The sequence below is a fragment of the Borrelia crocidurae genome (genome assembly GCF_000825665.2).
Lineage (GTDB): Bacteria > Spirochaetota > Spirochaetia > Borreliales > Borreliaceae > Borrelia > Borrelia duttonii.
This window is the reverse complement of record NZ_LN609267.1, coordinates 564857-568248: the sequence shown is the minus strand read 5'-3', so window position 1 is coordinate 568248 and position 3392 is coordinate 564857. Positions and strand designations below refer to the sequence as shown.

General features: G+C 25.4%; 2 protein-coding genes. Both read left to right on the top strand.

The window, feature by feature from the left end; translation table 11 throughout:
* The first annotated feature begins 78 nt into the window (after positions 1–78).
* Complete coding sequence (gene polA / locus BN1173_RS02800; protein ID WP_040236443.1) at positions 79–2847, top strand: DNA polymerase I; 2769 nt, start codon at positions 79–81, stop codon at positions 2845–2847.
* Positions 2826–3317, top strand: coding sequence for a dephospho-CoA kinase (gene coaE / locus BN1173_RS02795; protein WP_246040035.1), 492 nt, complete (start codon positions 2826–2828; stop codon positions 3315–3317). Before polA ends, coaE begins: the two co-directional genes overlap by 22 nt.
* Positions 3318–3392 lie beyond the last annotated feature (75 nt).

Genomic DNA, 3392 nt, shown 5'->3' with positions numbered 1-3392 from the left:
AAAAAAAGCAATACCAAAAATACAATTTTTCAAAAGTTCATTTAATCATAAAGAACCAATTTTATTAGATGTTATAATATGAAAGAAATTTACTTAATAGATGCATTAAACATAATTTTTAGAAACTATCACGTTATGAAAAACAATCCTTTAACAAATAGTAAAGGAGAAAATGTCAGCGCATTTATTGGTTTTTTTAAAACTCTTTTTTTTATCATAAAGGAAAAAAAACCAGAAAATCTAATTGTCACTTTTGATTCAGAAACACAAACATTTAGACAAAAACAATACCCAAGTTACAAAGCAACACGAGATGCTCCTCCAGACAACCTAATTCCACAAATTCATTGGATAAAAGAAGGATTAATAAAAGCAAATATCCCAATGTTTGAACTACAAGGATATGAAGCTGATGATCTTATAGCTAGTTTTACAAAAAAGGCAGAACAAAACAATTACTTGACTTATATTATCTCTCCAGATAAAGACTTATTACAATTAATATCAAATCAAACCAAAATATTTAAAATTGAAAATAGTAGCTTTTTAGAAATGAACAATGATTATGTTATAAAAAAATTTGGAATAAATAAATCTCAAATCAAAGACTATTTATCCATTGTTGGAGACCCCTCAGACAACATCCCAGGAATTAAAGGAATTGGACAAAAAGGTGCTGCTAAATTATTAAATGAATTTCACACATTAAATGGAATATATGAAAACTTATCTTTAATAAATAATAAATACAGAGAAATCTTACTAAGAGAAAAAGAAAATGCTTTTTTAAGTTATAAACTTATAAGTCTTGTAGAAGATCTAGAATTACCATCACTTGAAACATTTAGACTAGAAAATTTAAAAGAAGATATTATTTTACTATTTGAAGAATATTCTGCAACAACCCTCATTAAATCTTACAAATCTCTATTAAAGAAAAAAAATATTATAAATACAATGCAAAAATCAATCTTTGATATCAATAAAACAAAAGCAAATAAAGAAAATACAAAAGATTTACAATCAACAACATTATATGCAAATACTCTTAAGACAATACAAGAAGAAAATGTCAGATATAAAACAATATTAAAAAAAGAAGAACTGGATTTACTAATAGAACAACTAAAAAAAGCAAGCTATATAGCAATAGACACAGAAACAACTTCTATTAATGTTTACGAATCAAATATAATTGGAATTTCAGTTTCATTTAAAGAATTTGAAAGTTACTATATTCCCATAGAAACCAAAGAAAAAAATTCTATTGGAAAAGAGTACATAATACAAAAATTTAATGAATTGTTTAACTCAAAACCAAAATTAATTGGTCAAAATTATAAATTTGATTACAAAGTACTAAAAAGACATGGATTTAATGTCATCTCTGCATATTTCGATACAATGATAGCAGCATATGTTATTGATCCAAACACAAAAGTATCTCTTGACTTTTTAGCAGCAAAATATCTAATGCATAAAAACATTAAATACGAAGAAATAGTACCACAACATAGTACTCTTAAAGATATACCACTTGAAATAGCATCCAACTATGCTGCTGAGGATGCTGACATTACCTTCAGATTATTTAATATCTTGAGAAAAAAGCTCAAAGAAGACAATCTTGAAAGCCTAATGAAAAACATAGAAATGCCATTTAGCAATGTCATTATAGAAATGGAAGAAAATGGCATTTACCTTGACAGCAATTACTTAACACAATATGGCCATGAACTTGAACAAGAATTAAAAACAATTGAGAATGAAATAATACAAAGTATAGGCATTGAATTTAATCTAAATTCAAGCAAACAATTACATACGATTTTATTTGAAAAATTAAATATTATAGTACCAAAAAATGTTAAGCAAGATTCAACAGATATCAAGGTGCTAGAGACAATAAAAGATCAGCATGAATCTATAGAAAAACTCATAAACTACAGACAACTTGCAAAACTAAAAAATACATATACTGATAATTTAATAGAATTTATAAACGAAAAAACAAACAAAATACATACAAACTTTATGCAAACAAAAACAGCAACGGGACGAATTTCAAGTACTGCACCCAATCTCCAAAACATACCAATCAAAAATGAAAGAGGAAGAAAAATAAGAGCAGCATTCAAACCTACTAAAGGCAATATTTTCATATCTGCAGATTATTCACAAATAGAACTTGTAATATTAGCACATTTCTCAGAAGACGAATCACTAATTGAAGCTTTTACACATAAAAAAGATATTCACATACAAACAGCATCAAAACTCTTTAAGGTAGATGAAGCCAACATAACACCTTCAATGAGAAGAATAGCAAAATCAATTAATTTTGGAATAATTTATAGAATGTCAGCTTTTAGACTTTCACAAGAGTTATCCATTAAAAGAGAAGAAGCACAAAATTTCATCGATTCATATTTTAATCTTTATTCTAAAATAAAAACTTTTATACAAAATCAAATAGATTTTGTAAAGCAAAATGGATACAGTGAAACCCTTTTAAAGAGAAGAAGATATATAAGAGAAATTAATAGTCAAAATTATTTAGAAAGAACAGGTGCTGAACGAATGGCAATAAATAGTATAATTCAAGGAAGTGCATCTGATATAATGAAAATCGCAATGATTAAAGTATATAATGAATTTAAAAATAACAATCTAAAATCAAAAATACTCTTACAAGTACACGATGAAATGTTAATTGAATCACCAGAAGAAGAATGTGAAAAGGCACAAATAATAATAAAAGAAATGATGGAAAATGCTTATCCTTTAAAGATTCCTTTAAAAACAAATATTGAAACTGGAAAATCATGGGGAGACATTCATCAATAATTGGAATAACTGGTAGAATATCAACCGGGAAAGACACTGTGTCAAAAATCATTAGTAACGAATATGATTTTTATGAAATTAATGCAGATAAAATAGGTCATATCATTTTAGAAGAAAAAAAAGATACAATAATTAAAACTTTTGGCAATAAAATATTAAATNNTATAAATGAAATAGACAGAATAAAACTTCGCAATATAGTCTTTTATGATAAAGAAAAGCTACAAATATTAGAAAAAATAACACATCCCATCATACATAAAAAAATAGAACAAATAATATTAACAAAAAAGTCTAACAAAATTATAATCAATGCCGCACTACTTTTTAAACTAGACCTTGCAAAATTTTGTAAACACATATTTATAATAAAAGCAAACGATGAGATAATAAAAAATAGGCTAAAATTAAATCGCAATATTGATGACAAATTAATTATAAACATACTTAAATNNNNTATAGAACCTTAGGGAATAAAGTTTATTTCTTAATCAAAAATAATAAATAATTACTTAATAATAAACAACCTTTTATCTTATATATTC